A 25,778-nucleotide genomic window follows, 5' to 3' on the forward strand; every position below is an offset into this window, starting at 1 on the left:
CAGATTCAGCGCACTTTGCCTCGGGCTAACAGCGAGGGCAGGCTTTCGGATGCTAGCGGCGGTTTCTACGCCGAAGCGGCCACCGTCTGCCCGAGTCTTTGGCGTTCTCAGCGCCGGGCTTTTCGGCTGGGGCCTCGTCGGCTGCCGGTTCTTCGGCGGTCGGCTGTTCGGCGGTCGGCTCTTCGGCCGCCTCCGCTTTCGGCTGGTCGGCTTCTTCCGCCTTGGGCTCGGGCTCCTCAACCGGAGCTTCCTCCGCAACCTCAGATTCGCCGACTTCTTCAGCCTTGGGCTCTTCAGCGTCCGGCTCGACGGCCTCCGCCACCGGTTCCTCGGGCTCCTCGGCTGCGGGTTCTTCGGGTTCTTCGGGCTCTTCGGGTTCTTCGGGTTCTTCGGGCTCCTCGGCTGCAGGTTCTTCGGGCTCCTCGGCTTCCGATTCTTCGGCTTCAGCCTCGGGCTCTTCCGCTTCAGCCTCGGGCTCTTCAGCCGCCTCGGGCGCGTCAACCGCGGTTTCGGCAACTTCAGCCTCAGGCTCTTCGACTTTCGGCTCTTCGGCTTTCGGCTCGTCGACTTTCGGCTCGTCGGCTTCAGCCTCGGGCTCTTCAGCCTCGGGCTCGTGTTCTTCAGCAACCTCGGCCTCAGGCTCTTCGGCTTCGACCGTCTCGGGCTGGGCGGCCACGGGCTCGGCGGTCTCGGCCGTGTCCGCAGACTCAGCCGAGCCGTCCCCTTCGTCGGCGATGACCGAGGCAGCGGCCGTCGCGGCGCCGCCCGCTGCCGCAGCGGTTGCGAGCTCAGCCGCCGGCTCGACCGCCGGCTCAGGTGCTGCGTCGGCGTCGTAATCGTTGCCCCGCAAGCTTTCCGGGGCCTCGCGGCCCTTCGGTGCCGCCATGATGTAGACGGCGGCCCCGATGAAGACAAAAGTCGACGTGAACGAATTGATCCGGATACCCGCGATGTGTGTCGCGGTGTCGTCTCGCAGCAGCTCAACCCAGAATCGCCCGATACAGTACAGCGCGACATAGGATGCGAACAGCCGTCCGTGCCCGATCGTGAACCGCCGGTCAATGTAGATCAGGATAACGAAAACCAAGACATTCCAAAGCAATTCGTACAGGAACGTTGGTTGTACGACGACAGCCAACTGCCCGGTCGAGACGCCATCGAGCGAATGCGGGTCGATGTATCCGGACGGGTCTCGGCGGTAGAAGATTTCCAGACCCCACGGCAGTGTGGTTTCCCTACCGTAAAGCTCCTGGTTGAAATAGTTCCCGAGCCTACCGATGGCCTGCGCCAAGATGATCCCCGGTGCAATCGCATCGAGGAAAGCCGGCAAGGGAATTGCGCGCCGCCGACAAGCGATCCATGCGCCCAGCACACCGAGGGCCACCGCGCCCCAGATGCCCAACCCGCCGTCCCAGATGCGCAGCGCCGCGCTTACCCCGGCACCGCCGGGGCCCCAGTACGTGCGCCAGTCGGTGGCCAGGTGATACAGCCTGCCGCCGATCAACCCGAACGGCACCACCCACAGCGCAATGTCGTAGATCACCCCACGCTTCCCGCCGCGGGCTTCCCAGCGCCGATCGCCGAGGATGAGCGCGACCACGATGCCGGTGATGATGAACAGCGCATAGGCGCGAACGGGCAACGGCCCGAGGTGCCAGACGCCTTGCGGCGGGCTGGGAAAATACGTGGGCAGCATCGTCATGACGCGGATACCCGCACGCCCGCGGCCAATTCCTCGGTCAGTGCGCGCAATTGAGGCAGACCCTCACCAAGCGCCGACACCAACGCGGAACCGACGATCACGCCGTCGGCATAGCCGGCGATCTGCGCCGCCTGCTCCCGCGACCGCACACCGAGGCCCACGCCAACAGGTATGTCGGACACCGCCTTGACCCTGACCACCAGCTCGGGTGCGGCATGCGAGACCGCGTCTCGTGCCCCTGTCACGCCCATCGTCGAGGCAGCATAAACGAATCCGCGTGACGCCTCGACCGTGGTCACCAATCGCTGCGGAGTCGACGAGGGAGCCACCAGAAAAATACGGTCCAGCCCGTGCTCGTCGGAGGCGGCAATCCATTGTTGGGCTTCATCGGGGATGAGGTCGGGGGTAATCAGTCCATACCCGCCTGCCGATGCCAGATCCCGCGCGAACGCATCAACCCCGTAGCGCAGCACCGGGTTCCAGTACGTCATGACCACAGCATGACCGCCGGCCCGACTGATCGCCTCGACCGCGGCCAGCGTGTCGCGAACTCGGACTCCCCCACGCAACGCCGTCTCGGTGGCCCGTGCGATCGTCGGGCCATCCATACCGGGATCGGAATAGGGGACTCCGACTTCGATGAGATCGCAACCGGATTCGACAAGGGCGGTCATCGCGTCCACAGAAGTCTGCACGTCGGGATATCCGGTGGGCAGGTAGCCGATCAACGCCGCCCGATGCTCCTTGCGGCAGGAATCGAAAACCGGCCCGAGCCGGCTCGCCTCGCTTTGTTCCACCGTCATCGCTTATCCCGGTCACCCAGGAGACCGAACCACTTGGCAGCCGTTTCAACGTCTTTGTCACCGCGGCCCGATAGGTTCACCACAATGACCGCGCCGTTCCCCAGCTGCTTGCCCAACTTGATGGCGCCGGCCACCGCGTGCGCGGACTCGATCGCCGGAATGATGCCTTCGGTCCTGCACAGCAGCCCGAAGGCGTCCATCGCTTCAGAGTCGGTGATGGGCTGGTAGTCGGCCCGTCCGGTGTCCTTGAGCCACGCGTGTTCAGGGCCCACCCCCGGATAGTCCAAACCCGCTGAGATCGAATGGGATTCGATCGTCTGGCCGTCCTCGTCCTGGAGCAGGTAGGAAAACGAGCCCTGGAAGGCGCCCGGCGACCCGCCGGCGAATGTCGCTGCATGCCTGCCCGTCTCGACGCCGTCACCCGCCGCCTCGTAGCCGATCAACCGCACACCGGGGTCGTCGATGAAGGCGTGGAAGATTCCGATGGCATTGGATCCACCGCCGACGCAGGCCACGACGGCGTCGGGTAGCCGGCCCACCCGATCCTGGATCTGCACCCGCGCCTCGAGGCCGATGATTCGCTGAAAATCACGCACCATGGTCGGGAAGGGATGCGGTCCCGCCGCGGTGCCGAAACAGTAATACGTGTTGTCGGCGTTGGTAACCCAGTCCCGGAACGCCTCGTTGATGGCGTCCTTAAGGGTCTTCGAGCCGCTTTCGACCGAGACGACTTCGGCGCCGAGCAGCCGCATCCGTGCCACGTTGAGTGCCTGGCGCGCGGTGTCGACGGCGCCCATGTAGATCACACAGTCCAGGCCGAACAACGCGCACGCGGTGGCGGTGGCCACGCCGTGCTGACCGGCGCCGGTTTCGGCGATCACGCGCCGCTTGCCCATTCTCTTGGCCAGCAGAGCCTGACCGAGCACATTGTTGATCTTGTGAGAACCGGTGTGGTTCAAGTCTTCTCGCTTGAGGAAGATACGCGCCGAGCCGGCGTGCTCACTGAGTCGCGCCGCCTCATACAGCGGGGAGGGCCGACCAGCGTAATTGGCCTGCAGCTCGTCCAACGTGTCCAGGAAATCCGGGTTGACGCGTTCCTTTTCGTAGGCGGCGGTGACCTCCTCGATCACCGCCATCAACGCCTCGGCGACGTAACGACCGCCCCAACCATGGGGGCCACCGAAATGACCGCCGGCGTCCGGGTCGTGGCGGGTGGGTTCGGAGATGGCCGCACTCGAAAGCGGAATCTCGGGGTGGGTTAGATCTACCATCACCAACAGCTCATCGGGTTCAACGTTTCAGCGCCGGGGCTCGGCTGTGACGTCTCCAAGCTTTAGCGGGCGGGTTTCGGACAGGACGGATGCGTGCCCGCGGTGACCAGATCGGCGACCGCAGCGCGGGGATCACCACTTTTGACCAGGCCCTCACCCACCAAGACGGCGTCGGCACCGGCGCCGGCATAGGCCAGCAGGTCCCCGGTATGCCGCACACCGGACTCGGCGATCCTGATGACCTTGCTGGGCAGGCCGGGCGCGATGCGCGCGAAGCAATCCCTGTCGACATCCAACGTCGTCAGATCGCGGGCGTTGACCCCGATCACGTTGGCACCGGCCTTCAGTGCCCGATCGGCCTCTTGTTCGGTGTGGACTTCGACGAGGGCCGTCATACCGAGTGACTCCGTGCGGTCCAGCATCGACACCAGTGCCGACTGGTCGAGGGCGGCGACAATCAGCAGCAGCATGTCGGCGCCGTGTGCACGCGCCTCGTGGATCTGATACGGCTGCACCACAAAGTCTTTGCGTAACACCGGAATCGACACCGCGGCCCGCACCGCGTCGAGGTCGTCGAGCGAGCCGTGGAAACGACGCTCCTCGGTCAACACGCTGATGACGCGCGCGCCACCGTCTTCGTAGGCTCGGGCCAGTTTCGCCGGATCGGCAATGGTCGCCAGTGAACCCGCCGACGGGCTGGCGCGCTTGACCTCGGCGATGACGCCGATGCCGGGCTCGCGCAAGGCGGCCATCACATCGCGCGGCGGAGGTGCCGCCGCGGCGGCCGCTTTGATCTCGGACAGGCTAATCAGCGCTTCGCGCGCGGCAACGTCGGCCCGGACTCCCTCGAGGATGGAGTCAAGCACGCTTGCCGGACTCATGCCTGTCGTTTCCCTTCCCACTGTTACTTACCGCCACCTAGCCGGTCCCGAGCCGATTTCGACGACGTGAATGAAGGGTAGCGACCGTCGGCTCGCGGCCCGTCACCGACCCTCGGTGTCAGACTCGCGGGGCGTATCGGTTGGGGCCCAGGTTGGGTCACAGCCCCCATCAAGCGCGTCCCAGATCGTCCGCTCCGACATGTCTGGTGTCCCCGGCTCCTCCAGCATCGCCCCCGCAGTGCCCTCACGTCTCGCAATTGAGCGACGTGTCGCCGGGGCGACATATTTTGTCGCGCCGCCGCGCGCCGTCATCGCGGAGCGCATCAGCAAGACCGCGGCGATCAGCGTGCAGGTCGCGGCCAGCACCGTGGCCACCGCTCCCGAGTACCGCCGTTCGCTTCCCACCAGCGACATCAACGAAATATGCGCAAGATCGGCGCCGCGCACGGCCACGTCCGGCAGCGCCCACAGGCTGATGCCCAGATAACCGATCGCGAGGCTGGCCAGCGCCAACAGGGCCGCCAGCACCCGCAGCGGCCACCCGCGCACGGCCAGCGCTGCGACGGCCGTGGCCAGCAGGAGCAGCGCCAACGGCAACAGCGCCGTCGACCACGACGCGCCGGACAGGACCACCTCCTTCGGCGGACTCAGCCCGTCGAACGATCGGATGACGACCCACGGCAGCCGCGACGCCGCCCACAGCGCCCCAGCGCCGGTGACCAGCAGTAACTGCGCTACCCCGATGGTCAGCCGGCCGCGCCGCGCATCAACCATTCCGGCTCACGTCCGGGGGCGTCAACGTCTCGGCCGCAGCGATCGCATTGAGCACCGCGCGCGCCTTGTTGGTCGCCTCGTTGAATTCGTAAGGGCCGTTGGAATCCGCCACTACCCCACCGCCGGCCTGGACGTACGCGGTGCCGTTGCGCATCAGCGCTGTCCGGATGGCGATGGCGAAGTCGGCATTGCCGGCGAAGTCGAGGTAGCCGACCACGCCGCCATACAGACCGCGGCGCGTCTTCTCCACCTCTTCGATGAGCTCCATGGCCCGCACCTTCGGGGCACCCGACAGCGTGCCGGCCGGGAAGCAGGCCGTCACCGCGTCCAGGGCGGTATACCCGTCGCCGAGCATGCCGGTCACCGTCGACACCAGGTGCATCACGTGGCTGTAGCGCTCGATGTGGCTGTAATCCTCGACGCGCACGGTGCCCGGTCTGCAGACCCGGCCCAGGTCGTTGCGCCCGAGGTCGACCAGCATCAGGTGCTCGGCGCGTTCCTTCTCGTCGGCGAGCAGCTCCTTTTCCAGCAGCTGATCTTCTTCCTCGCTGTCGCCCCGCCAGCGCGTCCCGGCGATCGGATGCGTCGTCGCCCGGCGGTCAACGACGGTGACCAGCGCCTCGGGACTGGAACCCACAATCGAAAAGTCAATTGCACCAACATCATTCGGCACTTGCACCAGATACATGTAAGGGCTGGGGTTGGTTACCCGCAGCATGCGGTAGACGTCGATCGGATCCACCTCGGTGTCCATCTCGAAACGCTGCGAGGGCACCACCTGAAAGGCCTCACCGGCCGCGATCTGCTCGACCAGGTAGTCGACGATCTTCCCGTATTCCTCGACGCTGCGTTGGGCCCGGTGCCGGGGCTCAGGCCTGCCGAAGGTGGCGACCGTTGACGGCAGCGGTTGGCCCAGCGCCGCAGTCATCACATCGAGGCGAGCGACCGCGTCGTCGTAGGCCTCGTCGACCCGCTCGTCGGTGCCGTTCCAGTTCACCGCGTTGGCGATCAGCGTGATGGTGCCCTCGTGGTGGTCGACCGCGGCCATGTCGGTGGCCAGCAGCAGCACCATGTCGGGCAGCTGCAGGTCGTCGACGGCCAGTTCCGGCAGCCGTTCCAGGCGCCGCACCAGGTCGTAGGCGAAGAAGCCGACCAAACCGCCCGACAGCGGCGGAAGTCCCGGCACTTTCGCGGTGGCCAGTAGCTCGAGGGTGGCGTGCAGCGCCTGCAGGGGGTCGCCGCCCGTGGGCGCATCCTGTGGCACCGCGCCCAGCCATACCGCCTCGCCGTCACGCACGGTCAACGCCGACGGCGACCCCGCCCCGATGAACGACCAGCGCGACCAGGATCGCCCGTTCTCCGCGGATTCCAGCAGAAACGTGCCTGGCCTATCGGCCGCGAGCTTGCGGTATGCCGACAACGGCGTCTCGCTGTCCGCCAAGACCTTACGAGTCACCGGAACGAAACGATGCTCGGCCGCGAGGAGGCGGAATTCCTCTCGCGAGGTAGTGGCGGCGAGATGAGCGTGCACCAAACCATCCTCGCAGATCCAGCAAAAGCCGCCGCGAGAGTAACGCCACTGCGACGTGGGCAGCGGTTTTTCGCAGTGACGTTAGGCTCGCGGCGCACTGGGACCCGGGCGTAGCCTGACGGCCATGAAAACTGGAGACACCGTCGCCGACTTCGAACTTCCCGATCAGAGCGGAACTCCTCGCAAACTGAGCGAGCTGCTTTCCAGCGGACCCGTGGTCCTGTTCTTTTACCCCGCCGCGATGACGCCCGGCTGCACCAAGGAAGCGTGTCATTTCCGCGACCTCGCCGCCGAATTCGCCGCCGTCGGCGCCAACCGCGTCGGCATCAGCACCGACGCAGTCACCAAGCAGGCGAAATTCGCCGATCAGCAGAAATTCGACTACCCGCTGCTGTCGGACACCGAGGGCACGGTCGCCACCCAGTTCGGCGTCAAGCGCGGCCTGCTCGGCAAACTGATGCCGGTCAAGCGCACCACCTTTGTCATCGACACCGATCGCAGGGTGCTCGAGGTGATCGCCAGCGAACTGAGTATGGACACCCACGCCGACAAGGCGCTCGCGGCGCTACGGGCCCGTTCTTCAGCGTAATCGGCTGCGCTGCTTAGCCTTACGGAATAATCGTCAGGAATACGTAGGCGGCGAGCAATACCAGATGGACCTCACCCTGTAAGCGGGTGGCCCGGCCGGGCACCACGGTGAGCATGCTGATCACCACTGTCGCCGCGAATAGCACCAGCTGGGTGGGGCCAAGGCCGAGGATCAGCGGTCCGCGGAGCCAGATCGACGCCAGCGCGATACCCGGGATGGTGAGCCCGATGCTGGCCATCGCCGAACCGTAGGCCAGATTCAGGCTCGTCTGGATGCGCCCCTGCCGGGCGGCGCGCCCGGCCGCGAGCGTCTCCGGTAGCAGCACCAACGAAGCGATCACCACACCGACGAACGAATGCGGAAATCCAGCGGCCGACACCAATTTCTCGACGGCCGGCGACTCTTGTTCGGCCAGCCCCACCACCGCGACCAGCGCGGCCATTAGCAGCCCCAGGCTTCGCAGCGCTTGTGCGTTACTCGGCGGGTCCGCGTGGATCTCGTCCTCGACAAGGCCTTGCTGACCCTTCTGCGCGACGGGCAGAAAGAAGTCGCGGTGCCGCACGGTTTGGGTGAAAACGAACAGCAGGTAGAGCAGCAGCGACGCGACTGCGGCGAACTCCAGCTGGCCCGGCGAGAATTCCGGACCCCGATGGCTGGTGGTGAAGGTGGGTAGCACCAGGCTCAGCGTCGCCAGCGTGATGAGAGTGGCCAGCGCCGCACCGCTGCCGCGCGGGTTGAACAGCGTCTCGCCATACCGATGAGAACCCAGCAGCAGCGACAAGCCGGCAATGCCGTTCGTGCAGATCATCAGCGCGGCGAACGCCGTGTCCCTGGCCAGCGTTTCCGCGCCGGTTCCGCCGGACGCCATCAGTTCCACGATCAGCGCCAGCTCGATGACTGTCACCGCGGCGGCAAGCACCAGCGACCCGAACGGCTCGCCGACCCGGTGTGCGACCACCTCCGCGTGGTGGACCGCGGCCAACACCGCGCCGATGAGAACGACCGCCTCGATGCCGGCTAGTGCCGGCCCGGGCACCGCACCCCAGGTCAGCGCCAGCATGACGAGTGCGACCAGCGGCACCACCACGTTCCAGGAAACCCGGCTTCTGCGCATCGCCCGCCATTCTCATCGAAGTCATCAGCCAGTGCCATCGAGGCGGGCGCGAATCGCGACGCAGCGCGGCGGCCTCACTGCCCGTGATCGGCCGGCTGCCGGAATCATCGCCTCAGTAGCATGCTCACATGCCGCAAAGCGAAGGGCTAGCCGAAGGCACGACGTTCGCTGGGTACACGATCGTCCGCCGTTTGGGTGTGGGCGGCATGGGTGAGGTGTATCTGGCCCAGCACCCGCGGCTGCCCCGCCGCGATGCGCTGAAAATCCTGCCCGGCGAACTGACCGACAACCTCGAATTTCGTCAACGCTTCAACCGGGAGGCCGACCTCGCCGGCAGCTTGTACAACGAACACATCGTCGGCATCCACGACCGCGGCGAATACGAAGGCCAGCTGTGGATCTCGATGGATTACGTGGAGGGCACCGACGCCGCGCGTCTGCAGCGCGAAAGGTTTCCGTCGGGCATGCCCAAAGCCGATGTCGTCGAGATCATTTCGGCCGTCGCCGACGCACTCGACTACGCCCATTCGCGCGGCCTGCTGCACCGCGACGTCAAACCCGCCAACATTCTGCTGGGTGAGGCCAATCCGCGACGGCGAATCCTGCTCGCCGACTTCGGCATTGCCCGCGAGCTGGGCGAGGTCAGCGGCCTGACCGCGACGAACATGCTGATGGGCACGACCGCATACTGCGCGCCCGAACAATTGCGGGGTTTGGACCTCGACGGGCGGGCCGACCAATACGCCCTGGGATGCACCGCGTTCAACCTGCTGACCGGAGCGGCACCGTTCCACAGCTCCAACCCGGCGGTGATTATCACTCAGCATTTGTCGGAGCCGCCACCGTCAATCACCCAGCGCAGACCGGAATTGGCCGAACTCGACGGCGCACTGGCCAAGGCACTCGCCAAGAACCCCGACGACCGCTACCCGACCTGCGCGGACTTCGCCGCCGCACTCGGCAGCCAGCTGAGCACCGTCGCGGCGCCCCTGGCGGGCCGCACGGACGTCACTACCGTCGCCCACGCGGTCGACCCGACGGAAGTGATCGCGGCCCCACCAGCCGCACCGGCCACCGCGCCTGCCGCACCCGCCGCCCGCAGTGGCCGGCGAACGGCGATGGCGATCGGCGCGATCGTCGCCGTGGCCCTCCTCGGACTCGGCGTGCTCGTCGGCGTCCGTCTACTCGGTGAGGATTCGAAGAAATCGGGCAGCGGCGCCGCATCGCACTCGGCCGCGCAGCCCACTGGTCAAGCGCCGCCCACCGGTCAAGCGCCGCAGGCGATCACGCTGTCCGACCAACTCACCGATCAATCCGGGGTGCTGGGCCGGCTGGAGATCGACGCGGTCAAGCGGTCCCTCAACAAGCTCTACAACATGCGCGGCACCCGGCTCTGGGTGGTTTACGTCAAGAACTTCGACGGCCTCAAGCCGGGCAAGTGGGCCGAGGACACCATGCGCGCCAACGGTTTCGGCGACTCCGACGCCATGCTGGCCATCGCCACCGACGAGCCGGCGTACTCATTCCGGGTGCCGAACGCGGTGACGGGCAAAGCGCCCATCGACGTCGAGATGATCCGCCGGGACCGCATCGGGCCGGCCGTCTTTCACCGTGAATGGACCCGCGCGGCGATCGCCGCAGCGAACGGTCTGGACGTAGGACCCGGCTAGCTCTCTGGCTCCAGCAACACAGCGGTGTCGAAGCAACTGTGGCTGCCGGTGTGGCACGCGGCACCCACCTGGTCGACCGCCAGCAGCACGGCATCGCCGTCGCAGTCCACCCGCACCGAATGCACATGCTGGGTGTGACCGGACGTCGCGCCCTTGACCCACTGTTCGGAGCGTGACCGCGAATAGTAAGTGGCCTCACGGGTTTCCAGGGTCCGCGCCAGCGCCGCATCGTCCATCCAGGCGACCATCAGTACGTCGCCGGTGCTGCGTTCCTGCACCACGGCGGTGAACAGTCCTTCGGCGTTGCGCTTGAGGCGCGCGGCGATCTCCGGGTCGAGCGTCATCGCACCGTGATCCCTTCTGCAGCCATGGCAGCCTTGACCTGTCCGATCGTCAGCTCGCGGAAGTGAAAGACGCTGGCCGCCAGCACCGCATCGGCGCCGGCGGCCACCGCGGGCGCGAAGTGTTCGGCCGCCCCGGCACCGCCGCTCGCGATCACCGGGACGGTGACCGCGGAGCGGACCGCTCGCAGCATGGCCAGATCGAAGCCGGCTTTGGTGCCGTCGGCGTCCATCGAGTTCAGCAGAATCTCCCCCACCCCGAGCTCGGCGCCGCGCGCCGCCCACTCGATCGCGTCGATGCCGGTCCCGCGGCGACCGCCGTGGGTGGTGACCTCCCAGCCCGACGGCGTCGGGGCCGACCCGTCGGGCACCGTGCGGGCATCGACGGACAACACGATGCACTGCGAGCCGAATTGTGTTGCCATCTCCGCCAACAGGTCTGGGCGGGCGATGGCGGCGGTGTTGACCGATACCTTGTCGGCCCCCGCCCGCAGCAATGTGTCGACGTCGGCCACGGTTCGCACGCCGCCGCCCACCGTCAGCGGGATGAATACCTGCTCGGCGGTGCGGCGGACCACCTCGAGCATGGTGGCCCTGCCCGACGACGACGCGGTCACGTCAAGGAAGGTCAGCTCGTCTGCGCCTTCGGCGTCGTAGGCCGAAGCGAGCTCGACCGGATCGCCCGCATCGCGCAAGTTCTGGAAGTTGACTCCCTTGACCACCCGCCCGTCATCGACGTCCAGGCAGGGAATCACGCGTACGGCAAGGTCGGTACCCGACTCCATGTCAGTAGTCCTCCGGATTGCCGGTGGCGCGCAGGATTTCGAGAATCTCGGCATGCGCGCCGGGTGCCGCGACCAGAACGGAACGCGACGAGGTGGTCCAGGGTTGACCGGTCAGGTCGGTAACAATGCCGCCTGCGGCCTCCACCAGCGCGACGCCCGCGGCGTGGTCCCAGATCTGACCACCGAAATGGATTGCGCCGCTGAGAATTCCGTCCGCAACATACGCGAGATCGATGCCCGTGGCGCCGTGCATGCGCAACCGCGACGACACCCGGCTCAGGTTTTCCAGCACCGCCAGCCGATACCGCCCGGGGAACCGGCCGCGCGAATCCGCGTTGAAGGTGCCGACCGCGATCAGCGAGTCGGCGAGCCCGACGGGCGTCAACAGTGGTTGCGGTACATCGTTTTTCAGCAGCGGACCGCCCTCAACGGTCGTGTAGCGCTCGTCGGTGAACGGCAACCAGGTCAGCCCCGCCACCGGTTTGCCGTCGTGCAGCAGCCCCAGCAGAATCGCGGCCATCGGCGACCCCGCGGCGTAGTTGAAGGTGCCGTCGACCGGGTCCAATACCCACACCCAGGGCGAGTCGATGGGCGTGCCGCCGAATTCCTCGCCGTGCACGCCGATTCCGGTCGCTTTTTCCAGCGCGGCAACAACCTGCCGCTCGATCGCCAGGTCAACGGCGGTCGCGAAGTCGTTGCCCTTCTTCCGCACCGCCGAATCGGCACGGTGGCCCGCGAGGAAAGGCTCCACGGCCGCATCGAGAATCACCGACGCCTCGGCCACCAGCGCGTTGAGGTCCATTATGGCCTTACTCCCGAACCGCGTCCAGGGCCTGCGGCAAGGTGAACCGCCCGGCGTAAAGGGCCTTGCCGACGATCGCACCCTCGACTCCGCGGTCGGTCAGTGTCGCGATGGCACGCAGATCGTCGAGACTGGACACCCCGCCGGAGGCGATCACCGGCGCATCGGTGCGATCGGTGACGCCGGCCAGCAGGTCGAGGTTCGGTCCACCCAACGTTCCGTCCTTGGTGACGTCGGTGACGACGAACCGCGAACATCCTTCGCTGTCAAGGCGTTCCAGCACCTCCCACAGATCGCCGCCGTCGGTTTCCCAGCCGCGTCCGCGCAATCGGTGTTGGCCATCGACGATCTGAACATCCAACCCGACGGCCACCTTGTCGCCGTGCTCGGCGATCGCCCGCGCGCACCACTGCGGATTCTCCAGCGCCGCGGTTCCCAGGTTGACCCGAGCGCAGCCGGTCTTCAGCGCCGCGGTCAGCGACTCGTCGTCGCGGATTCCGCCGGACAACTCCACTTTCACGTCGAGCTTGCCGACTACCTCGGCGAGCAGATCGCGGTTGGAGCCGCGGCCGAACGCCGCGTCCAGGTCCACCAGGTGGATCCATTCGCCGCCGTCGCGCTGCCAGCCCAGCGCGGCGTCCAGCGCTGACCCGTATTCGGTTTCGCTGCCGGCCTTGCCCTGCACCAGGCGCACGGCTCGGCCCTCGACCACGTCGACAGCGGGTAACAAGATCAGCGGCATCTACAGTCCCTCAACCCAGTTGCTCAGTACGGCCGCACCGGCATCGCCACTTTTCTCCGGATGGAATTGGGTGGCGGCCAGTGGCCCGTCCTCGACGGCGGCTAAAAACGGTACGTGGTGTGTGGCCCAGGTCAGCACGGCATCCGGTGCGCCTTCCCAGTGCTGCGCGGCATAGGAGTGCACGAAGTAGAAGCGGGCGGTGTCGTCGAGGCCCTTGAACAGTGCACTGCCGGAGCCGGATTTCACGGTGTTCCAGCCCATGTGCGGGATGACCGGGGCATCCAGCCGGGTGACGGCTCCGGGCCATTGGCCGCAGCCGGCGGCTTCCACCCCGAATTCCACGCCGCTCGCGAACAAGATCTGCATGCCGACGCAGACCCCCAGCACCGGGCGTCCCGCGGCCACTCGCTCGGCGATGATCCGTTCGCCGGCGATCTTGCGCAGGCCGGTCATGCACGCCTCGAAGGCACCGACACCGGGCACCACCAGCCCGTCCGCGGCTGCAGCCGCGCCCGCGTCAGCGGTGACTTCGACCGAGGCGCCGACACGCTGCAGGGCGCGCTGAGCCGATCGCAGATTGCCGGAGCCATAGTCCAGAACGACTACGGATTTCGCTGTCACAGAACACCTTTGGTGGACGGCACGCCCGACACGCGCGGGTCGGGTTCGACCGCCTGACGCAGCGCGCGGGCCACCGCCTTGTATTGCGCTTCGGTGATGTGGTGCGGGTCGCGCCCATACAGCACGCGCACGTGCAACGCGATGCGGGCGTTCATGGCCAGCGACTCGAAGACGTGCCGGTTGATAACGGTGTGATAGGGCACCGAGCTGCCGGCGATAGTGCTGTGCTGCAGGTGATCCGGTTCCCCGGTGTGCACGCAGTAGGGACGGCCGGACACATCGACGGCGGCGTGGGCCAACGTCTCGTCCATCGGGATGAACGCATCCCCGAACCGCCGGATGCCCTTCTTGTCGCCGAGGGCCTGTCCCAACGCCTGGCCCAGCGCGATCGCGGTGTCCTCGATCGTGTGGTGGCCCTCGATCTCGACGTCGCCCTTGGTGCGCACGGTCAGATCGAAGCTGGCGTGGCTGCCCAGCGCATGGAGCATGTGGTCGTAGAAGGGCACACCGGTGTCGATGCTGACCTGCCCGGTGCCGTCGAGGTCGAGCTCGATGACGATATCGGATTCCTTGGTGCGCCGCTCAATACGCGCGCGGCGGGTTGCTATCGCGGTCATGGTGCTCCTACGGGGCTGGGGGCTGGCGCCAGTTCGGTGGCTGCGATTTGGGCACAGGCTTTCAGGAACGCGTCATTCTCCTCGGCCAGTCCCGTGGTGGCACGCAGGTAGCCGGGAATCCCCACATCGCGGATCAGGACGCCGGCGTCCAGATAGCGCTGCCAGGTAGCGGGCGCGTCGGCGAATTCTCCGAACAGCACGAAGTTGGCGTCGCTGGGGATGACCCGAAAGCCCATGTTGATCAACGCTTTTGTGACTCGTTCGCGTTCGGCGATTAGGATGGCGACGCTGCCCAGGGTGTCGTCGGCATGCCGCAGTGCGGCGCGGGCGGCGGCCTGGGTGACCACCGACAGGTGATAAGGCAGTCGCACCAGCAGCATTGCGTCGATCACCGCGGGCGTGGCGACCAGATAACCGAGTCTGCCGCCGGCGAAGGCGAAAGCCTTGCTCATGGTGCGGGTGACGATGAGCTTCGTCGGATACTCCGCGACCAGCCCCACCGCACTGGGCTCCGAGGAGAACTCGCCGTAAGCCTCATCGACGATCAGGATCCCCGGCACCACGTCCAGCAGCCGCCGCAGGTCTGCCAGCGAAACACTTTGTCCGGACGGGTTATTGGGGCTGGCGATGAACACTACGTCGGGTCGATGCTCGGTGACGGCGGCCACGGCGGCGTCGACATCGAGGCCGAAGTCGCCGGCGCGGGGCGCTTCGAGCCATTCGGTACGGGTGCCGTCGGAGATGATCGGGTGCATCGAGTAGGACGGGACGAACCCGATCGCGCTGCGCCCCGGCCCGCCGAATGCCTGCAACAGCTGTTGCAGGATCTCGTTGGAACCGTTTGCCGCCCAGAGGTTTTCCACACCGAGTTGAGTACCGGTTTGCGCGGTGAGGTAGCCGGCCAGATCGCGGCGCAGGTCCACCGCGTCGCGGTCGGGGTACCGGTGCAGATCGACGGCCACCTCCTGCACCGATCGGACGACGTCGTCGACGAGAGCCTTGGTCGGCGGATGCGGGTTCTCGTTGGTGTTCAGCCGGACCGGGACGGCCAGCTGCGGTGCGCCGTACGGCGATTTGCCGCGCAGGTCGTCGCGCAGCGGCAGGTCTTCCAATGTCGGCTCGGGTTTCGTCATCGTTCGAACCTCCGCCGTACCGCCTCACCGTGCGCCGGCAGGTCCTCGGCCTTGGCCAGCGTGATCACGTGTCCAGAAACGTCTTTCAGTGCCGCCTCGGTGTAGTCGACGACGTGGATACCGCGTAGGAACGTCTGCACCGACAGGCCGCTGGAATGCCGGGCGCTGCCCGCCGTCGGCAACACGTGATTGGAGCCGGCGCAGTAGTCGCCGAGGCTTACCGGCGCGTAGGGGCCGACGAAAATTGCTCCGGCCGAACGTATTTGGCCCGCAACCCGCGCCGCGTCGGCAGTCTGGATCTCCAGATGTTCGGCGGCGTAGGCGTTGACGACGCTGATGCCGGCGTCCAGGTTGTCGACCAGGATGATCGCGGACTGGCGTCCACTGAGCGCGGCCGTCACCCGTTCGCGGTGCACCGTGGTCTGCAGCTGAGCCGCAACTTCGGTGTCGGTGGCGTCGGCCAGATCCTCGTTCGCGGTCACCAGCACGCTGCCGGCCATCTCGTCGTGTTCGGCCTGGCTGATGAGGTCGGCGGCCACATGGGCGGGATCGGCGGTGTGATCGGCCAGGATCGCGATCTCGGTGGGCCCGGCCTCGGCGTCGATACCGACCACCGAGCGGCACAGTCGCTTGGCGGCCGTGACGTAGATGTTGCCGGGCCCGGTGATCATGTCTACGGGCGCCAGCTCTGCCCCGTCGGTGTCGGTGCCGCCGTAGGCCAGCAATGCCACCGCCTGGGCACCGCCGACGGCCCACACCTCGTCGACGCCCAACAGCCGGGCCGCGGCCAGGATCGTCGGGTGCGGCAGGCCTTTGAACTGGCCCTGCGAGGACGCCTGCGGCGGGCTGCTCACCACCAGCGAGCCGACCCCGGCGGCCTGGGCGGGGACCACGTTCATCACCACGCTGGACGGGTAGACGGCGTTGCCGCCGGGGACATACAGGCCCACCCGTTCGACGGGGACCCACCGCTCGGTGACCGTCGCGCCCGGGCCGAGTGTGGTGGTGACGTCGGTGCGCCGCTGGTCGGCGTGCACAGCGCGGGTCCGTTCGATCATCGCCTGCAGCGCGTCGCGCACGGCGGGGTCCAGGGCGTCCAGCGCTGCCTGCAAAGCCGTATCGGGTACTCGCACGGCCGACGGGCGCACTCCGTCGAACGACTCCCCGAATTCCAGGGCCGCCTCGGCGCCCCGCTCGGCGACGGCCTCCACGATCGGCCGCACCTTCGGCAACACCGCCTCCACGTCGGCGCCACCGCGCGGCAATGCGGCCCGCAGCCGGGCCGCCGTCAACTCCGCACCCCGCAAGTCGATGCGGGTCATCACAGGTGGCGTGGTTGTCACAGCACCCATTGTCCCAGAGCAGCTCAAATGCATTTCCGACCGGTACTGTGCGCGTTATGTCTAGGAAAGATCATCCCAACAACGCGCCGGGTGTCCCGATGGTGTTTCCGGTCTGGTTCGAGAACCTCCAGGTCAAATACCTCAACCGCGCGCTAAGGCCGGTCGCGCGCTACCTGCCCGGCACCGGAACAATCGAGCATCACGGCCGCACGTCCGGCAAGCCGTACAAGACCATCGTCACCGCCTACCGCAAGGGCAACGTCCTGGCGATCGCGCTGGCCCATGGCAAGACCGACTGGGTCAAGAATGTGCTGGCTGCGGGCCAGGCGGACCTGCATTTCGCCCGGAGCGACGTGCACATCACCAACACTCGGATCCTCCCGGCTGGATACGACGGGCCCGACGCCGAGGGTCTGCCCCGGCTCGCGCGCCTGCAGTTGCCCCGCATGGCGGTGTTCGTCGGCGACATCGCCTGAGTTCTCGGTCGCTTACCGGTCTGCGGCCGGCGCGTCGAGTGTGCGATGAGGGCGTCGAGTGTGCGATGAGGGCGTCGAGTGTGCGATGAGGGCGTGATTCGGGCCTGCCAACCGCTCTGGACGCACCCGCGAAACCGCGGGCGCACTCTCGACGCCGCAGGGGCCGGCTAGGCCCTGGTGAAGACGGTCTTGCCGGTCATCGTCGGCCAGACGTCAGGGGCGTCGTCCCATCCGACGACGCGCTCGACCGCCGGGGCCAAGTCACAGCCGCCGGCCAGCAGTTCCAGCACCGGGGGTATCGCCGCGCGCGCGTTGACCCGCCCGGTGACGAACCTCACCCCCCGGGTGTACATCGGCAGCAGCGGCATCTCGACTTTCGGTTGGTAGTAGATCCCGGTGTCGGTGCACACACCGTCCGGCCAGGTCGCATGCAATGTCGCGGCCAGCAGCGTCGGATCGGCGGACGTGTGCACGGTGACCGGATAGGGATCCCAGGATTTGTCCGGCTTTGCCCGATCGTGGACCACCGCGCCGAGCTTTTCGGCGGCCGCGAGCCGCCCCGCATCGGTATCGACGTAGTCGACGTGGGCTCCCAGCGCGGCCGCAAACGCCGCCGCGTACAGCCCGATCGACAGCCGGCCGACCACCAGCACGCGGCGATCGGCCGGATCAAGGGCGGCCAATTCCGTCGCGTAGGGCCCGACGGCCCGCCAGCCGTCCGGGATGTTGTCCGACAGCGACGCGATAGCAATCGATCCGATGGCCTCGGGGACTCCGATGAGCATCGCGTCGGCATAGGGCACGAGCACCAAATCGGACATGAATCCGCCGCCGTTAACGCCGGCCAGCGGGCCAAGCCCGTACATCGCCATCAGCGGCACCGAACCGCACGAGCCCGTTGCGCCGCGACAGCATTGCGCGCAGTCGCCGCAGCTGATCTGAAACGGCACCACCACCCGGTCACCCACCCGGATCCCGCCGACGTCGTCACCCACTGCGACGACCTCGGCCAACCCCTCATGTCCCACGGCGTACCCGGGTGGCAGCGGTGCCTGGCCATGGGCGACCGCGACGTCGAGGTCGCAGCACGCCACCAGCAGGGGCCTGACCAGAGCCTGTCCTGGGGCGGTGATCTCCGGGTCACGCGTCTCGCACCACTCGTATCGCCCAGCCTCGGCAAAGGTCAGTTGTCTCATCTCAGCATTGTTGAGTGATCACTCAAGTATTGTCAATATGTGCCGAGACCCGATCGCAGTCGCGCAGCGCTGGTCGACAGTGCCGCCACCCTGTTCCGGCGCCAGGGCTATGCGGCGACCGGACTCAACCAGATCCTCGAGGAGGCCGGGGTCAAAGCCGGGTCGATGTATCACCACTTTCCGCGCGGCAAACAGCAGTTGGCCGCCGCGGTCGTCGAGACCCAGGGTGCGGCGATCGAGCAACTGCTGCATCGATTCCTGGCCACCGACCGATCCGTCGCCGACATCGTCGAGCGCTGGATCGACCTGCTGGTGGCAGGGCTGGCCGGCGACCAGCGCGACGGCTGCCCGATCGAGCCGATCGCCACCGAATCGGTGAATGCGAGCCCCTTGGTTCGCGCCGCCTCGGCGCGCGCCTTCCAGGGTTGGTGCACCGCGATCGAAGTTCGGCTTCGCTCCGAGGACTGGTCCGACGATGACGCGGAAAACGTTGCCCTGGCGGTGATCTCGTTGATCGAAGGAGCGCTGATCCTGTCCCGGATCGCCGGCGAACCGTCGGCGCTCAACGCCGCCAAACCCGCAGCCCGCGCCTTGCTACGCGGCTAGGGTCCACCCCCGAGTGTGCGTGCCGGGAGTTTGTTGTGCGCACAGGGCGAGATTCTGCGCATTTTTCCGCCACAGCCGCACCCTCGACGCCTTGACCGGCCCTCGAGGCCTTGACCGGTTACATATCCAGGCCGAGGTCGAGCACCCGCACCGAGTGCGTCAGCGCCCCGACGGCCAGGTAATCCACACCGGTCGCGGCGTAGGTCGCCGCCGACTCGAGGCTCAGCCCGCCTGAGGACTCCAACAGCACAGCAGGTGCCCGAGCGTCGCGACGCTGCACGGCTATCTGCGTCTGCCAGACCGGGAAGTTATCCAGCAGAATCAGCTCCGGCTTCTCGCCCAGCACCTCGTCAAGCTGCTCGAGCGAATCGACTTCGACCTCGCATGGCAGGTTGGGCGCGGCCTCACGCACCGCCCGCAATGCCTCGACCACCGACCCCGCGGCCGCCACATGGTTGTCCTTGATCAACGCGGCATCGCCCAGCCCGAGCCGGTGGTTGACCCCACCGCCGACCCGTACCGCGTACTTCTGCAGCGTGCGCAAGCCCGGCAGCGTTTTCCTGGTGTCGCGCACCTTGGCATTGGTGCCGCTCACGGCAGCTACCCAGGCTGCCGTGGCGGTAGCGATCCCCGACAGGTGACAGATCAGGTTCAGCATGGTGCGCTCCGCGGTCAGCAGGCCCCGGGTCTCGGCCTGCAGCGTCATCACTGACTGGCCGGGCCGCACTCGCGCACCGTCGTCGACGCGATCGAGTACCCGGTAAAGGTCGGCACCGATCACCTCGTCGAGCACCAACAACGCGATGTCCAGTCCGGCGACGACGCCCGCCTCCCGGGGCACTATCGACGCCGTCGCCCGCACGCCGTCGGGCACTGTCGCCAGTGTGGTGACGTCGGGGCCGTAGCACAGGTCCTCGTTCAGGCCGCGCCGGACGACGTCTCGAGCGACGGAAAACTCACCCTCGGACAGCGCCATCAGCACACCGCCGCCAAGGCTTCGGCGCGCACCGCGTTGCGGTCGTCGCCCAGCCGGACGACGATGCTGCGGGCCTGGTCCGGCGCGGCATCCGGATACTCGGCGCGGTGATGGCAACCCCGGCTTTCGTTGCGGGCCAAGGCAGCAGCGGCCACTGCGCGGGCGGTCAACGTCAGCGCCGCGTCTTCGACATCGCGCCGCCCGGCCACCGTGCGAACCCGGGCCTGCGACAGCGTTGCGGACAACCGGTGCAGCCCAAGGGAATTGCGTACGACCGAGGCGTCGGCGGTCATCGCCTCCTGCAGCGCACGGCGTGGTGACGCGATGTGCGTGATCGGCTCGGGCTCGGTCGCAGCCGATCGCCCGGCGGCCAACGCATGCACGGCCGCGGCCTGTCCGGCACGGCCACCCACGACCAGACCCTCCAGCAGGCTGTTGGACGCCAGGCGGTTGGCGCCATGCATCCCGGTCCGGGCCACCTCACCCGCGGCGAACAGGCCGGGCAGCTCGGTGTTGCCGTGCACGTCGGTGACCACACCGCCGCAGCTGTAGTGAGCCCCGGGAACGACCGGAATCGGTTGGCGGACAGGGTCGATGCCTGCGGCCCGGCAGGAGGCGGTGACATTCGGGAATCGCGTTTCGAAGCCTTCGATCGCCCGCGCGTCGAGGTAGACGCACGGGTCGCCGGTGGCCTTCAGCCGCGTGTCTATGGCGCCCGCGACGACGTCGCGCGGCGCCAGGTCACCCATGGGATGCACGCCCGCTGTCACCGAATTGCCTTGGCGGTCAATCAATATCGCACCTTCGCCGCGGATGGCCTCGGTGATCAGCGGGCGACGGCCATCGGCGCGTCCGGCGAACAGCATGGTCGGGTGGAATTGGATGAACTCGACGTCGGCGACGGGAAGGCCCGCCCACAGTGCCAGCGCGATGCCGTCCCCGGTCGATCCGTCGGGATTGGTGGTCGCGCTGTAGAGATGACCGAGCCCGCCGGAGGCCAGGATCACCGAGGGTGCGCTGATGACCCCGATTCCGTCCGGGTTGCCCACCGAGACCCCGGTCACCGCGGTCCCGTCGTGCAGGATTTGCAGTGCGACGTGGCCGCTGCGGATGTCCAGTATCCCGGCGGCGTGGTCAAGGGCGCGCTGGACCTCGGCGCCGGTGGCGTCGCCCCCGGCGTGCACGATCCGTCGCCGCGAATGCCCGCCCTCGCGGGTCAACGCCCACTGGCCCGGTTCCGATTCGTCGAATTGTGCTCCGTGTCCGACCAATTCGGTAACCGCGCGGTAGCCGTCGGCGACGATCGAGTACACCGCGTCGGGGTCGCACATTCCCGCGCCCGCGGCCAGGGTGTCGGCGACGTGCGCGTCGACCGAGTCGTCGTTGTCCGGCAGCACCACAGCGATGCCGCCCTGCGCGTAGTGCGTCGCGGTGACGCCATAGGTCCGGTCCGCCTTGTTGAGCACGACGACGCTGCGTCCGGCGCGATGGGCGGCCAGCGCGGCGGCCAAGCCCGCGACACCCGTGCCGATGACGACGACGTCGGCGCTGTGCGCCCAGCTGGAACGGGCCATCATTCGCCGCCGCCCGGCTGGCCGATCTCGATCATCCGCTGCACACTGCGCCGCCCGGCCGCCGCGACGTCCGGGGCGACGTGAACCTCGTCAGCACCCTCGACCAGGCAGCGCAACAGGGCCGCGGGGGTGATCATCTTCATGTACTTGCACGACGCACGGTCGTTGACCGCGCGGAAGTCGACTTCCGGCGCCGCCCTGCGCAACTGATGCAACATGCCGACCTCGGTGGCGACCAGAACCTGGCGGGCACGTGTGTGGTGGGCGGCGTCGAGCATGCCGCCGGTGGACAGGATCTTCACCCGGTCGGCCGGAAAGGCGCCTTCGCCGGCCAGGTACAAAGCCGAGGTGGCACAACCACATTCGGGGTGGACATACAGCTCCGCGTCCGGGTGGGCACGGGCCTGCTCGGCCAGCTCGTCGCCGTTGATCCCGGCGTGCACATGGCATTCACCGGCCCAAACGTGCAGGTTTTTGCGCCCGGTCATCCGGCGAACGTGTGCGCCGAGGAATTGGTCCGGGCAGAACAGCACCTCGCGGTCGGGGTCGATGGACTCGACCACTTCGACCGCGTTGGACGAGGTGCAGCAAATGTCGGTGAGCGCCTTGACGGCCGCGGTGGTGTTGACATACGAGACGACGACGGCGTCGGGGTGCTCGTCTTTCCAGGCATGCAGTTCGTCGGGGGTGATCGAGTCGGCGAGCGAACAGCCGGCCCGCTGATCCGGTATGAGCACGGTCTTGTCGGGACTGAGGATCTTGGCGGTCTCGGCCATGAAGTGCACGCCGCAGAACACGATGGTGTCCTCAGCTGCGTCGGCCGCAATGCGGGACAGCGCCAACGAGTCGCCGACATGGTCGGCCACGTCCTGAATGGCCGGCAGCTGGTAGTTGTGCGCCAATAGCGTGGCCCCGCGCAACTCGGTGAGTCGGCGAATCTCGGCGGCCCACAACGCATTACCCTCCACGCCGGTGTAGCCGGTGGGCGAATCGACGACGTCGGCAATCATGTCGTCGGCGAGCGAGTCCATGCGATTCACGACCGTCACGGCGGCCCCTTTCGGCGCTGGAGGTTTTCGACTTATAATCGAAAACATGCCCAATGGTAGCACCGCCCACGAAGCACTCGCGGTCGTATTCCAGGTTCAGCAGGCCACTGGCCAGGTTAAGGGAGCCCACCAAACAGCAAAACCGCAGCTTAACGTGCTGTTATGGCAGCGTGCCCAGCATCCGCAGCGCGGCGCATGGGCACTACCGGGCGGCCTGCTGCGCAACGACGAGGATCTGATCACGTCGGTGCGCCGCCAACTGGCCGAAAAGGTCGACGTGCAAGAGCTGACGCATCTCGAGCAACTCGCGGTGTTCTCCGATCCGCACCGGGTGCCCGGCGCCCGGATGATCGCGTCGACCTTCCTGGGCCTGGTGCCCTCCCCCGCCACGCCCGAACTACCGCCGGACACCTGCTGGCATCCGGTGAGCTCGCTCCCGCCGATGGCCTTCGACCACGGCCCGATGGTGACCCACGCCCGCGCCAGACTCGTCGCGAAGATGTCTTATACGAATATCGGGTTCGCCTTAGCGCCAAAGGAATTCGCGCTCTCCACGCTGCGTGACATTTATTCCGCGGCGCTGGGCCACCCGGTCGACGCGACGAACCTGCAGCGAGTGCTTGCCCGTCGCGGCGTCATCACGCAGACCGGCACCATCGCGCAGTCCGGACGCAGCGGAGGCCGGCCCGCCGCCCTGTACCACTTCACCGACTCGCGGCTGCGAGTCACCGACGAGTTCGCCGCGCTGAGGCCCCCCGGGCCCTAGGCCGGCTTTGGACCGCTTTGAATCGCGCCCACCTGCAATTACCGAGACTCCCGCACCCCGAGCAGCGGTACGTTGGATGGCAATGTCGACGCCGGCGTGGGGCGCCGGCGGGAGAAAATGGCTCACAGCGCGGCCATGACGTTTTGGTTACCCGCCGTTCATGCGCGAAAATGCCGTACGGCCTAGAAGGGATCTCAATGGTTGAGCTCGGCAATTTGGCGGGGGCGAGCGGCGCGGAGTGGATCGGTCGGCCGCAGCATGAGCAATTGCAGCGCAAGGCACGTCCGCTGTTGCCCTGCGACGACCCCTTCTACCAGCCGCCCGACGGCTTTCAACACGCCGAACCGGGCGCCGTGCTGCGCTCCCGCTGCGTCGAGGTCGCCTTCCTGGGGGTGATTCCCCAGCCCGTCACCGCCGTCCAGCTGCTCTACCGCACCACGGACATGCACGGCGTTGCGGAAGCGGCCGTGACCACCGTGATCGTCCCGGCTGAACGCGCTCCGGGGCGGACCACCCCACTGCTGTCGTATCAGTGCGCGATCGACGCCATGTCGTCGCGCTGTTTCCCGTCGTACGCGCTGCGCAGAAGGGCCAAGGCTCTCGGTTCGATCGCCCAGTTGGAGCTCCTCATCGTGGCCGCCGCCCTCGCCGAGGGCTGGGCGGTGTCAGTGCCCGACCACGAAGGCCTTCGCGGCATGTGGGGGGCGCCCTACGAACCGGGCTATCGCATCCTGGACGGCATCCGCGCCGCCCGGAACTCAGAACATGTCGGAATAACCCCATCCGCGCCGATCGGACTCTGGGGATACTCGGGTGGCGGGCTGGCCAGCGCCTGGGCCGCCGAAATGTGCAGCCAATATGCACCAGAGCTGGACATCGTCGGGGCGGTGCTGGGCTCACCCGTCGGCGACCTGGGCCATACCTTCCGCCGGCTCAACGGCGGCTTCCTGGCGGGCTTGCCTGCGATGGTGGTGGCCGCGCTCGCGCACATCTACCCGGGCCTGGACCGCGTCATCAAGGAACACACCAACGCCGAGGGCCGCGCACTGCTGGACAGCCTGGAAAACATGACCACGGTGGGCGCGGTCTTGCGGATGGCGGGCAAAAACATGGGCGACTATCTCGACGAACCGCTGGAGGACATCCTGTCCAGTCCCGAGGTCACCCATGTCTTCGACAGCATCAAGCTGGGCGCCGCGGTACCGGCACCGCCGGTCTTGATCGTGCAGGCCGTGCACGACTACCTCATCGACGTCCACGACATCGACACGCTTGCCCACGCCTATTCGGCCGGGGGCGCCAGCGTCAGCTACCACCGCGACGCGTTCAACGAGCACATGCTGCTGCACCCGCTGTCCGCCCCGATGACGCTGCGTTGGCTTACCGACCGATTCGCCCGCCGACCGGTGCAGGACCATCTGCTCAGGACCGTCTGGCCGACGATGTTCAACCCGATGACCTACGCCGGCATGGTGCGACTGGGCATCATCGCCGCCAAGGTCATCACCGGCCGAAAGATCCGCCGCCGACCGCTATGAGACGGCGGCCTCGGGAGCATCCGGCTCGATCGCCAGCGGGGGCGAGTGGTCCTCTAACGGCACAGCTCCCAGGTCGTCGCGGGCATTGCCGGCCGCGAGCACCGCATACACCAGGGCCGCGATGGCGGCGGGCCACACGAGCGTGATCGCCACCTGCAGCGGCCCGTGCCCGAAGAACACCGGCGGCGCCTCGACGACGTAAGCCACCGACGGGTGGCCCAACAGCGGTACCGCATCGACGTTCAACGCGCCGTACCGCAGCCGCACCAGCAGCGCCCCGACGCCCGACGCGGCCACCGCGGCGATCACCATGCCGATCGACACCGCGACGACCATCGCCGGCCCGCGCAGCCGGCGCCACTGCCATACCAGCACCGGCGTCACCACCGCCAGCACGGTCAGTAGCCCCAGCATCAGGCAGGGTAGGTCGAAGAAGTGGTCGGATTCGGTGCCCAGATAGTCATGCACCCGCTCGCCCGAACGCGTCATCGCCACCACCACATGGATCGGCGGGGCGATCCACGCCCACAAGGCACCGATGACGATGCCCGTCAGCACGAGCCCGAGCACCGCGATGCCGGTCCCGCGGGGTCGCGACGGCGCGGGCGGGCCCACCGGTTCTGGCGTCATGGTCTCCACATGTTCGGTCACCGCTGAGTCTCCAGGTCGGCCGAGTCGACCTCGCCATGGCGTGAGCAGCGTGCCCGCCAGCCGTCCGGACGAACCTGGACGACCATCCGGCGCCCGCACTCCGCACAGAACCGAGGGGGTTCGAGGCCCAATTGGGCGGCGGTAGGCACCGTCGTGCCCCCTAATTCGCCGGTGTAGACGTTGTAGACGCCGGCGCCGACCGGCGCGCCCAGATCCCCAACCACAAC

General features: G+C 67.5%; 27 protein-coding genes. 6 read left to right on the top strand and 21 right to left on the bottom strand.

The window, feature by feature from the left end; all coding sequences use genetic code 11:
* Positions 1-52 precede the first annotated feature (52 nt).
* The 6 genes from MNAB215_RS26050 to MNAB215_RS26075 form a co-directional block, all read right to left on the bottom strand.
* Positions 53-1,702, bottom strand: coding sequence for a prolipoprotein diacylglyceryl transferase (locus MNAB215_RS26050; RefSeq protein WP_077081340.1), 1,650 nt, complete (start codon positions 1,700-1,702; stop codon positions 53-55).
* Entirely contained in the window at positions 1,699-2,505 is an 807-nt protein-coding gene (gene trpA / locus MNAB215_RS26055) for a tryptophan synthase subunit alpha (protein WP_077081341.1), read from the bottom strand. Before trpA ends, MNAB215_RS26050 begins: the two co-directional genes overlap by 4 nt.
* Positions 2,502-3,776, bottom strand: coding sequence for a tryptophan synthase subunit beta (trpB, locus tag MNAB215_RS26060; protein WP_077081342.1), 1,275 nt, complete (start codon positions 3,774-3,776; stop codon positions 2,502-2,504). Before trpB ends, trpA begins: the two co-directional genes overlap by 4 nt.
* A gap of 62 nt (positions 3,777-3,838) precedes the next feature.
* Positions 3,839-4,657 (bottom strand): indole-3-glycerol phosphate synthase TrpC, encoded by an 819-nt coding sequence (trpC, locus tag MNAB215_RS26065; protein WP_077081343.1) that lies wholly within the window; start codon positions 4,655-4,657, stop codon positions 3,839-3,841.
* Positions 4,658-4,759: 102 nt separating this feature from the next.
* Positions 4,760-5,431 carry a TIGR02234 family membrane protein gene (locus tag MNAB215_RS26070; protein WP_077081344.1) on the bottom strand — a complete coding sequence of 224 codons (672 nt, stop codon included), beginning with the start codon at positions 5,429-5,431 and terminating at the stop codon, positions 4,760-4,762.
* On the bottom strand, positions 5,424-6,962 hold the full coding sequence (locus MNAB215_RS26075; protein ID WP_077081345.1) for an anthranilate synthase component I: 1,539 nt from the start codon (positions 6,960-6,962) through the stop codon (positions 5,424-5,426). The genes MNAB215_RS26070 and MNAB215_RS26075 overlap by 8 nt, the downstream gene beginning before the upstream one ends.
* A gap of 124 nt (positions 6,963-7,086) precedes the next feature.
* Here MNAB215_RS26075 and MNAB215_RS26080 point away from each other — a divergent pair, with 124 nt between their 5' ends.
* Complete coding sequence (locus MNAB215_RS26080; RefSeq protein ID WP_077081346.1) at positions 7,087-7,551, top strand: peroxiredoxin; 465 nt, start codon at positions 7,087-7,089, stop codon at positions 7,549-7,551.
* Between the two features lie 19 nt (positions 7,552-7,570).
* Here MNAB215_RS26080 and MNAB215_RS26085 read toward each other — a convergent pair whose 3' ends face one another.
* Positions 7,571-8,665: a calcium:cation antiporter gene (locus MNAB215_RS26085; RefSeq protein ID WP_077081347.1), complete on the bottom strand. Its 1,095-nt coding sequence runs from the start codon at positions 8,663-8,665 to the stop codon at positions 7,571-7,573.
* Between the two features lie 128 nt (positions 8,666-8,793).
* Between MNAB215_RS26085 and MNAB215_RS26090 the strand changes: the two genes are divergently transcribed.
* Entirely contained in the window at positions 8,794-10,335 is a 1,542-nt protein-coding gene (locus tag MNAB215_RS26090) for a serine/threonine-protein kinase (protein ID WP_077081348.1), read from the top strand.
* Here the strand turns inward: MNAB215_RS26090 and hisI are convergent.
* From hisI to hisD, 8 genes are read right to left on the bottom strand one after another with little or no spacing between them, the layout of a single operon-like run.
* The gene (hisI, locus tag MNAB215_RS26095; protein ID WP_077081349.1) at positions 10,332-10,679 is read right to left on the bottom strand and encodes a phosphoribosyl-AMP cyclohydrolase; all 348 of its coding nucleotides are present in this window, start codon (positions 10,677-10,679) and stop codon (positions 10,332-10,334) included. The two genes, MNAB215_RS26090 and hisI, sit on opposite strands and share 4 nt — an antisense overlap.
* Positions 10,676-11,461, bottom strand: a complete 786-nt coding sequence (gene hisF / locus MNAB215_RS26100) for an imidazole glycerol phosphate synthase subunit HisF (protein WP_077081350.1) — start codon at positions 11,459-11,461, stop codon at positions 10,676-10,678. Before hisF ends, hisI begins: the two co-directional genes overlap by 4 nt.
* A gap of 1 nt (position 11,462) precedes the next feature.
* A complete protein-coding gene (locus MNAB215_RS26105) occupies positions 11,463-12,263 on the bottom strand; it encodes an inositol monophosphatase family protein (protein ID WP_077081351.1) in 801 nt (266 codons plus the stop codon).
* 7 nt (positions 12,264-12,270) lie between these two features.
* On the bottom strand, positions 12,271-13,005 hold the full coding sequence (gene priA, locus MNAB215_RS26110) for a bifunctional 1-(5-phosphoribosyl)-5-((5-phosphoribosylamino)methylideneamino)imidazole-4-carboxamide isomerase/phosphoribosylanthranilate isomerase PriA (RefSeq protein ID WP_077081352.1): 735 nt from the start codon (positions 13,003-13,005) through the stop codon (positions 12,271-12,273).
* Positions 13,006-13,626 (bottom strand): imidazole glycerol phosphate synthase subunit HisH, encoded by a 621-nt coding sequence (gene hisH, locus MNAB215_RS26115; RefSeq protein WP_077081353.1) that lies wholly within the window; start codon positions 13,624-13,626, stop codon positions 13,006-13,008.
* Complete coding sequence (gene hisB, locus MNAB215_RS26120) at positions 13,623-14,243, bottom strand: imidazoleglycerol-phosphate dehydratase HisB (protein WP_077081354.1); 621 nt, start codon at positions 14,241-14,243, stop codon at positions 13,623-13,625. The genes hisH and hisB overlap by 4 nt, the downstream gene beginning before the upstream one ends.
* The gene (locus tag MNAB215_RS26125; protein WP_077081355.1) at positions 14,240-15,376 is read right to left on the bottom strand and encodes a histidinol-phosphate transaminase; all 1,137 of its coding nucleotides are present in this window, start codon (positions 15,374-15,376) and stop codon (positions 14,240-14,242) included. The genes hisB and MNAB215_RS26125 overlap by 4 nt, the downstream gene beginning before the upstream one ends.
* A complete protein-coding gene (gene hisD, locus MNAB215_RS26130; protein ID WP_165691655.1) occupies positions 15,373-16,701 on the bottom strand; it encodes a histidinol dehydrogenase in 1,329 nt (442 codons plus the stop codon). Before hisD ends, MNAB215_RS26125 begins: the two co-directional genes overlap by 4 nt.
* Positions 16,702-16,775: 74 nt before the next feature.
* On the opposite strand from hisD, the gene MNAB215_RS26135 reads away from it, so the two are divergent.
* On the top strand, positions 16,776-17,195 hold the full coding sequence (locus MNAB215_RS26135; protein ID WP_077081357.1) for a nitroreductase family deazaflavin-dependent oxidoreductase: 420 nt from the start codon (positions 16,776-16,778) through the stop codon (positions 17,193-17,195).
* Positions 17,196-17,362: 167 nt separating this feature from the next.
* Here the strand turns inward: MNAB215_RS26135 and MNAB215_RS26140 are convergent, their stop codons facing one another.
* Positions 17,363-18,391 carry an alcohol dehydrogenase catalytic domain-containing protein gene (locus MNAB215_RS26140; protein ID WP_077081358.1) on the bottom strand — a complete coding sequence of 343 codons (1,029 nt, stop codon included), beginning with the start codon at positions 18,389-18,391 and terminating at the stop codon, positions 17,363-17,365.
* Between the two features lie 39 nt (positions 18,392-18,430).
* Here MNAB215_RS26140 and MNAB215_RS26145 point away from each other — a divergent pair, with 39 nt between their 5' ends.
* The gene (locus tag MNAB215_RS26145) at positions 18,431-18,997 is read left to right on the top strand and encodes a TetR/AcrR family transcriptional regulator (RefSeq protein ID WP_077081359.1); all 567 of its coding nucleotides are present in this window, start codon (positions 18,431-18,433) and stop codon (positions 18,995-18,997) included.
* A gap of 118 nt (positions 18,998-19,115) precedes the next feature.
* Here the strand turns inward: MNAB215_RS26145 and nadC are convergent, their stop codons facing one another.
* Genes nadC through nadA form a run of 3 tightly spaced genes read right to left on the bottom strand, consistent with a single transcriptional unit; the run spans position 19,116 to position 22,596 of the window.
* Positions 19,116-19,973 (bottom strand): carboxylating nicotinate-nucleotide diphosphorylase, encoded by an 858-nt coding sequence (nadC, locus tag MNAB215_RS26150; RefSeq protein WP_077082349.1) that lies wholly within the window; start codon positions 19,971-19,973, stop codon positions 19,116-19,118.
* On the bottom strand, positions 19,973-21,550 hold the full coding sequence (locus MNAB215_RS26155; RefSeq protein ID WP_077081360.1) for an L-aspartate oxidase: 1,578 nt from the start codon (positions 21,548-21,550) through the stop codon (positions 19,973-19,975). Before MNAB215_RS26155 ends, nadC begins: the two co-directional genes overlap by 1 nt.
* Positions 21,547-22,596 (bottom strand): quinolinate synthase NadA, encoded by a 1,050-nt coding sequence (gene nadA, locus MNAB215_RS26160; RefSeq protein ID WP_077081361.1) that lies wholly within the window; start codon positions 22,594-22,596, stop codon positions 21,547-21,549. Before nadA ends, MNAB215_RS26155 begins: the two co-directional genes overlap by 4 nt.
* A 46-nt stretch (positions 22,597-22,642) precedes the next feature.
* Between nadA and MNAB215_RS26165 the strand changes: the two genes are divergently transcribed.
* Together MNAB215_RS26165 and MNAB215_RS26170 are read left to right on the top strand one after the other, a co-directional pair.
* A complete protein-coding gene (locus tag MNAB215_RS26165; RefSeq protein ID WP_077081362.1) occupies positions 22,643-23,362 on the top strand; it encodes an NUDIX hydrolase in 720 nt (239 codons plus the stop codon).
* Between the two features lie 197 nt (positions 23,363-23,559).
* A complete protein-coding gene (locus MNAB215_RS26170) occupies positions 23,560-24,900 on the top strand; it encodes a lipase family protein (RefSeq protein ID WP_077081363.1) in 1,341 nt (446 codons plus the stop codon).
* Here MNAB215_RS26170 and MNAB215_RS26175 read toward each other — a convergent pair.
* Both MNAB215_RS26175 and bsaP read right to left on the bottom strand, forming a co-directional pair.
* Positions 24,895-25,551, bottom strand: coding sequence for a DUF2567 domain-containing protein (locus tag MNAB215_RS26175; protein ID WP_425436508.1), 657 nt, complete (start codon positions 25,549-25,551; stop codon positions 24,895-24,897). The two genes, MNAB215_RS26170 and MNAB215_RS26175, sit on opposite strands and share 6 nt — an antisense overlap.
* Positions 25,548-25,775, bottom strand: coding sequence for a biotin synthase auxiliary protein BsaP (gene bsaP / locus MNAB215_RS26180; RefSeq protein ID WP_077081364.1), 228 nt, complete (start codon positions 25,773-25,775; stop codon positions 25,548-25,550). Before bsaP ends, MNAB215_RS26175 begins: the two co-directional genes overlap by 4 nt.
* Positions 25,776-25,778: the final 3 nt, after the last annotated feature.

The sequence above is a fragment of the Mycobacterium numidiamassiliense genome (assembly GCF_900157365.1).
GTDB lineage: Bacteria > Actinomycetota > Actinomycetes > Mycobacteriales > Mycobacteriaceae > Mycobacterium > Mycobacterium numidiamassiliense.

What these genes read in the sequence shown, in the direction of transcription:
- MNAB215_RS26050 (WP_077081340.1), bottom strand. Translation starts at nt 1,702, where the DNA reads ATGACGATGCTGCCCACGTATTTTCCCAGCCCGCCGCAAGGCGTCTGG.
- trpA (WP_077081341.1), bottom strand. Translation starts at nt 2,505, where the DNA reads ATGACGGTGGAACAAAGCGAGGCGAGCCGGCTCGGGCCGGTTTTCGAT.
- trpB (WP_077081342.1), bottom strand. Translation starts at nt 3,776, where the DNA reads ATGGTAGATCTAACCCACCCCGAGATTCCGCTTTCGAGTGCGGCCATC.
- trpC (WP_077081343.1), bottom strand. Translation starts at nt 4,657, where the DNA reads ATGAGTCCGGCAAGCGTGCTTGACTCCATCCTCGAGGGAGTCCGGGCC.
- MNAB215_RS26070 (WP_077081344.1), bottom strand. Translation starts at nt 5,431, where the DNA reads ATGGTTGATGCGCGGCGCGGCCGGCTGACCATCGGGGTAGCGCAGTTA.
- MNAB215_RS26080 (WP_077081346.1), top strand. Translation starts at nt 7,087, where the DNA reads ATGAAAACTGGAGACACCGTCGCCGACTTCGAACTTCCCGATCAGAGC.
- MNAB215_RS26085 (WP_077081347.1), bottom strand. Translation starts at nt 8,665, where the DNA reads ATGCGCAGAAGCCGGGTTTCCTGGAACGTGGTGGTGCCGCTGGTCGCA.
- MNAB215_RS26090 (WP_077081348.1), top strand. Translation starts at nt 8,794, where the DNA reads ATGCCGCAAAGCGAAGGGCTAGCCGAAGGCACGACGTTCGCTGGGTAC.
- hisI (WP_077081349.1), bottom strand. Translation starts at nt 10,679, where the DNA reads ATGACGCTCGACCCGGAGATCGCCGCGCGCCTCAAGCGCAACGCCGAA.
- hisF (WP_077081350.1), bottom strand. Translation starts at nt 11,461, where the DNA reads ATGGAGTCGGGTACCGACCTTGCCGTACGCGTGATTCCCTGCCTGGAC.
- MNAB215_RS26105 (WP_077081351.1), bottom strand. Translation starts at nt 12,263, where the DNA reads ATGGACCTCAACGCGCTGGTGGCCGAGGCGTCGGTGATTCTCGATGCG.
- priA (WP_077081352.1), bottom strand. Translation starts at nt 13,005, where the DNA reads ATGCCGCTGATCTTGTTACCCGCTGTCGACGTGGTCGAGGGCCGAGCC.
- hisB (WP_077081354.1), bottom strand. Translation starts at nt 14,243, where the DNA reads ATGACCGCGATAGCAACCCGCCGCGCGCGTATTGAGCGGCGCACCAAG.
- MNAB215_RS26125 (WP_077081355.1), bottom strand. Translation starts at nt 15,376, where the DNA reads ATGACGAAACCCGAGCCGACATTGGAAGACCTGCCGCTGCGCGACGAC.
- MNAB215_RS26135 (WP_077081357.1), top strand. Translation starts at nt 16,776, where the DNA reads ATGTCTAGGAAAGATCATCCCAACAACGCGCCGGGTGTCCCGATGGTG.
- MNAB215_RS26140 (WP_077081358.1), bottom strand. Translation starts at nt 18,391, where the DNA reads ATGAGACAACTGACCTTTGCCGAGGCTGGGCGATACGAGTGGTGCGAG.
- nadC (WP_077082349.1), bottom strand. Translation starts at nt 19,973, where the DNA reads ATGGCGCTGTCCGAGGGTGAGTTTTCCGTCGCTCGAGACGTCGTCCGG.
- MNAB215_RS26155 (WP_077081360.1), bottom strand. Translation starts at nt 21,550, where the DNA reads ATGATGGCCCGTTCCAGCTGGGCGCACAGCGCCGACGTCGTCGTCATC.
- MNAB215_RS26165 (WP_077081362.1), top strand. Translation starts at nt 22,643, where the DNA reads ATGCCCAATGGTAGCACCGCCCACGAAGCACTCGCGGTCGTATTCCAG.
- MNAB215_RS26170 (WP_077081363.1), top strand. Translation starts at nt 23,560, where the DNA reads ATGGTTGAGCTCGGCAATTTGGCGGGGGCGAGCGGCGCGGAGTGGATC.